The following is a 5,795-nucleotide window of genomic DNA, read 5'->3' on the forward strand; positions in this document are numbered from 1 at the left end:
TCCAGCTGTGTTGAATATTCTCCTGCTCCCGGGGCGCGATCAAATGATCAAACTGGTCACAGGTATTGCGCAACACCAACAGGCGCTTATTCACCTGAGCCTGCACCTGAGTCACATCTTCCATAAACAGGCCATCGCCAGCCAGATGGGCCAGACTGACACCTCGGTGGCGCTGTAAGGCGTTCACCAATCTGTTCAATTGTCGCATCAACTTCAGAATCGAACTGCGCTCACGGTAGACGTGCGTAACGGCTTCCATCTGCAGCTTTTCATGATCCTCAATCACAGCTTCAACTTCGACCACCAGATTGAACCCTCTTATATTGAATACATTGATATTGAAAATGTAGAATTTAAAAACCTAGCACTTAAAAACCCAGAGCTTCTTTTAGCATTAGCAAAGGTCGCGCCACATTGTACGAATCCAGCCACAGGGGCTGGAGTGAGCAGCAGGTTGCACCATTTCCGCCTCCCCCGCCCACATTCAACCACAAACCCCATCACCAACAGCGCTTTTACGGTAAGAGCCGGGGGTAATGTAGTGCTCCATTTGGGCACACGCGCACAACATTGCTCCAACTCAGTGCAGGTTTCGCCAGATTCATCCTGCTGTCAGATCTCTCCTATTTCCCCTGCCAGCGATAGAACCAGCCTCCCAGCATCTCATGCAACGCAAAATAACTGGCGTACAGACCAGAAACACTGGGAACCCAGCTCATCAGACGATCTGGCTGTACAACCGTAAACCCCGTGGGAGCGGGAATCACCGTTAAACCAGCCTCCCGGAAAACACCCTCCGCCCGGGGCATGTGCCAGGCCTGAGTAACCAGCAGCACCGATTCGATGCCTTGTGCATGCAATATCTCAGCACTGTAAGCGGCATTTTCCGCAGTGGTTTTGCTGTTCACCTCCAACCACTCCACAGGTACCCGAAACTCTGTACTCATCACCCGAGCCATCAACTGAGCCTCGGAAATCACATCCCTTTCGTACACTCTGCCACCGGCCAGCAACACAGGTAGCCCAGTCTCACGATACAGGTGAGCACCATAGCGCAAACGCCCCAGTGTTCTGCTGTTTACGGTATCGCCGCTGTACTCTCTGGAATCGGCAACACGTCCCCCACCCAGTACCACAATCGCTTCCGGCTCAACCTTTTCAACACCTTCTCCAACACCTTCTCCAACACGTTCAATGGCATAAGGCTGATATCCTTTTTCCAGAGATTGCAACATGACACCCCCGACAATCGGAAGGGACAACAACCAAAAAACAAGCAGCGAGCCCCCCAGTAAGGTGCGGGAAAACTTCGGCCAGCGACGCCACCCTAACCAAGCGATCAACAGTAAAAGCAACAACGAGGTCGGCGGTAAAATCAGATTTTTGAGCAGTGCGCGAAGTATCATTTGGCCCGTATCCCTGGAACTTAACGTTTAATAAGCAACGATATGACAAAAACGTACTGCTGTCACAAAAAATCATATACTGCTCTATAGTAGACCACTCGCCGCACAATCATAATCCGGCAAAACTTGCCACATCCCGGCAAAAACACTACCCTTTGCGCCTTTCCAGACAGCAGGTATGCCATCAGATCATGAAACCGACCATCAAGGATGTAGCCAAACTGGCAGGTGTCTCTTTTAAAACGGTTTCCCGCGTTATTAATAATGAACCCTCTGTTGGCGACGAACTGCAAAAGAAAGTCTGGAAAGCTGTCAAAGAGCTGAATTATCAGCCCAACCTGTCTGCCCGTCATCTGCGTGGTGCGTCATCGTTCATCGGTTTTATTTACGACAACCCCAACAGTCACTATGTGATTGGTATGCAACACGGCATCCTCGAAGAATGTCACCGTCAGGGGTTTGAACTGGTCATCCACCCCTGCGATGCCAACTCAGACTCTATCACGGAAGAACTGGCCGCCATGGTCGAGCGAGGACAACTGGCCGGACTGGTGCTGACACCTCCCGTCTCGGAAAGAACCGAGATTGTTTCTGAACTCAGCAAACGCGGCGTGAAGTTTGTTCGTATCATTTCGGGCTCAGAAGCGCCGGACGATCTCTCTCCTTGTGTTGTGGTGGATGACCACAATGCCGCCCGCGAGATCACCCAGTACCTGATCGACCTTGGTCATACCCGAATTGGTTTTCTGTCCGGGGATACTGTTCACTCCTCCTCCGGCGAGCGGGAAGCCGGTTACCGACAAGCACTCAGAGAAAACAACTTACCGGAAGACGAGCAACTGATTCTGCAAGGTCAGTATGCCTTTGAATCCGGTGTCGATCGCACCCAGCAATTGCTGGATCTGGACACACCACCCAGCGCCATCTTTGCTTGTAACGATGAGATCGCCGCCGGTACTTTGTTCGCCGCTCGATTAAAAGGCGTAGAAGTCCCCAGCCAACTTTCGATTGTCGGGTTCGAGGACAGCCCTTTTTCCCGTCAAACCTGGCCCAAGCTCACCACGGCCCGCCAGCCAAACAGTGACATTGCCGCCAGTGCCACCGCACTGCTAATCCAGTCTACCCGCACCACACGCAGCGGTGATAACCCGGACCAAGGCATCGAAAGCGCCTTCCTGCCGCAACTGATTGTGCGCGACTCAACCGCAAAGCTTAGCTAGCCTCTTACCACACCAGCTGCTTAACCTACCCAGTGAGCAGCCACCTGTTATAAAACCGTCTTTACAGAACCACTGCCTAAAAACCCCAAAAGACAACGTTGTCCCATATAAAATAGTCTGTTAGAGTGTGTTTAACTGGAACATACACAAATCGTCCTGAGAGCAAATACCCAATGGTCAAAGCCCTGGTTGGTGCCCGCATCTTTGATGGCTATCAATGCCTCGACAACTACGCCGTTGTACTGGATGGCGAGAATATTGAACAGCTACTCCCCCGCGAGCTACTCCCGGAGGGAATTGAGTGCGTAGAGCTGAATGGCGGGGTGCTGGCTCCAGGATTCATCGACCTGCAAGTCAACGGCGGCGGCGGCGTTTTGCTAAACAACGCTCCCAGCATCGAAAGCATTCAAGCTATGCTGGACGGTCATCGCTCAACCGGCACAACCAGTATGCTGCCGACTCTGATCAGCGATACCACAGAGAATCTGCAATCCGGCGTGAACGCGGTACAGCAGGCCATGGCTGCCTCTATGAAGGGCGTCTTGGGAGTCCACATCGAAGGCCCGTTTTTCAATGTCACCCGGCGCGGCACCCACAAAGCAGAATATATCCACGCCCCTGACACACAGGATCTAGCCTGGATACTCGCCGCCAAAAATAACCATCCCGCGATGAACATCGTGGTCACCCTCGCTCCGGAAACCACCCAGCCAGGGCAGATACGTCAACTCAGCGATGCGGGCGTTCTGGTCTGCGCCGGCCACACCGATGCCGACGCTGAAACTATCCAAAGTGCACTGTCGGAGGGACTGACCGGATTTACCCACCTCTACAACGCTATGCGACCACTGACCGGACGTGACCCCGGTGTGGTTGGCGCAGCACTGGCAGACAGCAACAGCTGGTGCGGCATTATCGCCGATGGCCACCACGTGCACCCACTTTCCATCGCCGTAGCACTCGCAGCCAAACCCACCGGCAAGCTCTATCTGGTCACAGATGCCATGGCCACCGTCGGCAGTGCGCAAAAGAGTTTTGAAATCTACGGCGAAACCATCAGCGAGCAGGACGGATGCCTGATCAACGCAGAGGGACGCCTGGCCGGCAGCGCCATCGGTATGATCGATGGTGTCCGTTTTTGCGTTGAGAAAGTTGGCGTCGAGCTGGAAGAAGCCCTGAGGATGGCATCGCTGTATCCGGCTCAAATGATCCGGCAATCCGATACGCTGGGCCGAATCCGCCATGGTTACCGCGCGGATCTGGTTCACTTCACCAGCGAATTTCACGTGATTCAAACCTGGGTAGCCGGGCAGCCACAGACACACAATTAAGCACACCTAACCCCCACTTCTTACACCTTCGACGAATACCAGGTACGCCAGCATGCAAGTTGTCATTTTAGAATCCCCGGAAGCCGTAGCGGAATACGGGGCACACATTTTTATACGGCATCTGCAGAAGAAGCCACAGGCTGTTCTTGGACTCGCGACAGGATCAACACCGGTCGCTCTTTACCAAAAACTGATTCAGGCAAACCAGCAAGGTGATATTTCATTTCAGGATGTCACCACCTACAACCTGGACGAATACCTGGGACTGGCCGGTGACCACCCACAAAGTTATCGCTATTTTATGAATCAACAGCTGTTTGATCATATCGACATCAACAAAGCCAACACCTTTGTGCCTCCGGGCAGCGCCAGCAATCCTATCCTGGCGTGCGATGAATATGAGCAGATGATCGAACAGAGTGGCGGCATTGATATTCAGCTTCTGGGTATCGGTCGCAACGGACACATTGGTTTTAACGAACCCTCGTCCGGCTTGCTTTCACGAACCCGGGTGAAAACTCTGACACAGGCCACCATTGACGATAACGCGCGTTTTTTCAGTGCTGATGAATATCAGCCTCACCTGTCCATCACCATGGGCATCGGTACCATTCAAGACAGTCAGCAAGTTGTCTTGCTGGCCACCGGTAGCGGCAAAGCCGATGCGATCTATCGCACCGTCGAAGGCCCCATGTCAGCGTCCTGCCCGGCTTCTGCTCTGCAAATGCATCAAAACGCTGTCATCGTAATTGATGAAGAAGCTGCAGCTCAGTTAGAACACAAAGAGTTCTACAAACACATTGAGCGTGAAAATCAAACACTGTTGGCGCAACTGGGTTATTAAAAATAACAGACCGTAAATCTGAGATGCTCTTCTGAAATGCTCTACTGCTGAGAACTTCATTATGTCGATTCGTCCCCCAATCAATTCTCCCCTGAAAACCGCTCTATTTCGAAAAACAGCTCTGGCCATTGTGGTGAGCACAGGCCTCACGGCCTGCACGCCGCCCTCCTCGTCTCAACAGCCAGATGCACTTAATCAACAGCAGCTGGCATCCATGGCAAACACCTTGACGGTTCGCTATCAGGTAATTGACAACACAGCAAACCAGGGATGTGATCCAGAGCGTTCAGAAGGTTTCTGTTTTCTTGGCGAACTGCGCCTGACATCATCAGAGGGCGTTCAGTCGAATGACTGGGCGATGTACTTCTCTGACATGACGCCTATTCAGTCGGCAGAAAGTAAAGAGTTCACCATCACGCATCTCAACGGCGATTTACATCGTCTTGAACCTGGGCCTGAATTCAAAGGGCTGGCCCCGGGACAAACCGTTACCATTCCATTCCGCGGGAGCTACTGGCACCTGTCGAAAACCGACATCATGCCTAACTACTATCTGGTCAGCGGCAATCTTCAACCTGAGGTTATCAAAAGTACCGTTCCCCAAATTGACCCTGACACCGGACTGGAACGGCTACCCCATGCAGGCGACTTCACCGATCCAGACAAACAGTTGAAACGCACCGCTCAGGACAAAACCTTGATGGCCACCAGCCGCCATCTGTTCGACCGCATCGAGACAAAGACACTGCCGAGGGACAAACTCGCTCATACGATCATCCCAACTCCGGAACAACTGACCCTGACCGGTGGAAATATTTCTCTCGACAAAGGCATTTACCTTAAAGGTGACATCCCTGAAGAAGCCAGCTTGGCACCGCCACTGAACGAATTGAAACGTTACGGCGTTGATCAAAATGATCGCGGTACCGCCATGACTTTCCAAAAAGTGGCCGCAGAAAAGCATTCCCCTGAATGGTATCGATTACTGATCAAC

The 5,795-nt window shown here is 52.5% G+C and carries 5 protein-coding genes and 1 pseudogene; 4 read left to right on the forward strand and 2 right to left on the reverse strand.

Going from position 1 to position 5,795, the window contains the following annotated elements; genetic code table 11:
- Together ACTG33_RS15780 and ACTG33_RS15785 are read right to left on the reverse strand one after the other, a co-directional pair.
- A pseudogene (locus tag ACTG33_RS15780) lies at positions 1 to 304 on the reverse strand (hypothetical protein); the annotation flags it as partial.
- A 319-nt stretch (positions 305 to 623) separates the two neighbouring features.
- A complete protein-coding gene (locus tag ACTG33_RS15785; RefSeq protein WP_439136183.1) occupies positions 624 to 1,406 on the reverse strand; it encodes a YdcF family protein in 783 nt (260 codons plus the stop codon).
- A gap of 191 nt (positions 1,407 to 1,597) precedes the next feature.
- On the opposite strand from ACTG33_RS15785, the gene ACTG33_RS15790 reads away from it, so the two are divergent.
- The 4 genes from ACTG33_RS15790 to ACTG33_RS15805 all read left to right on the forward strand — a co-directional run.
- On the forward strand, positions 1,598 to 2,626 hold the full coding sequence (locus ACTG33_RS15790) for a LacI family DNA-binding transcriptional regulator (protein WP_439136184.1): 1,029 nt from the start codon (positions 1,598 to 1,600) through the stop codon (positions 2,624 to 2,626).
- 173 nt (positions 2,627 to 2,799) lie between these two features.
- Positions 2,800 to 3,957: an N-acetylglucosamine-6-phosphate deacetylase gene (gene nagA, locus ACTG33_RS15795; RefSeq protein ID WP_439136185.1), complete on the forward strand. Its 1,158-nt coding sequence runs from the start codon at positions 2,800 to 2,802 to the stop codon at positions 3,955 to 3,957.
- A gap of 52 nt (positions 3,958 to 4,009) precedes the next feature.
- Positions 4,010 to 4,801 carry a glucosamine-6-phosphate deaminase gene (gene nagB, locus ACTG33_RS15800; RefSeq protein ID WP_439136186.1) on the forward strand — a complete coding sequence of 264 codons (792 nt, stop codon included), beginning with the start codon at positions 4,010 to 4,012 and terminating at the stop codon, positions 4,799 to 4,801.
- A gap of 61 nt (positions 4,802 to 4,862) precedes the next feature.
- Positions 4,863 to 5,795: carbohydate-binding domain-containing protein (locus ACTG33_RS15805; protein ID WP_439136187.1), on the forward strand; the 933-nt coding region annotated here is incomplete at its 3' end.

Source organism: Pseudomaricurvus sp. (genome assembly GCF_965662505.1).
Classification (GTDB): Bacteria; Pseudomonadota; Gammaproteobacteria; order Pseudomonadales; family Cellvibrionaceae; genus Pseudomaricurvus.

What these genes read in the sequence shown, in the direction of transcription:
- ACTG33_RS15790 (WP_439136184.1), top strand. Translation starts at nt 1,598, where the DNA reads ATGAAACCGACCATCAAGGATGTAGCCAAACTGGCAGGTGTCTCTTTT.
- ACTG33_RS15785 (WP_439136183.1), bottom strand. Translation starts at nt 1,406, where the DNA reads ATGATACTTCGCGCACTGCTCAAAAATCTGATTTTACCGCCGACCTCG.
- nagA (WP_439136185.1), top strand. Translation starts at nt 2,800, where the DNA reads ATGGTCAAAGCCCTGGTTGGTGCCCGCATCTTTGATGGCTATCAATGC.
- nagB (WP_439136186.1), top strand. Translation starts at nt 4,010, where the DNA reads ATGCAAGTTGTCATTTTAGAATCCCCGGAAGCCGTAGCGGAATACGGG.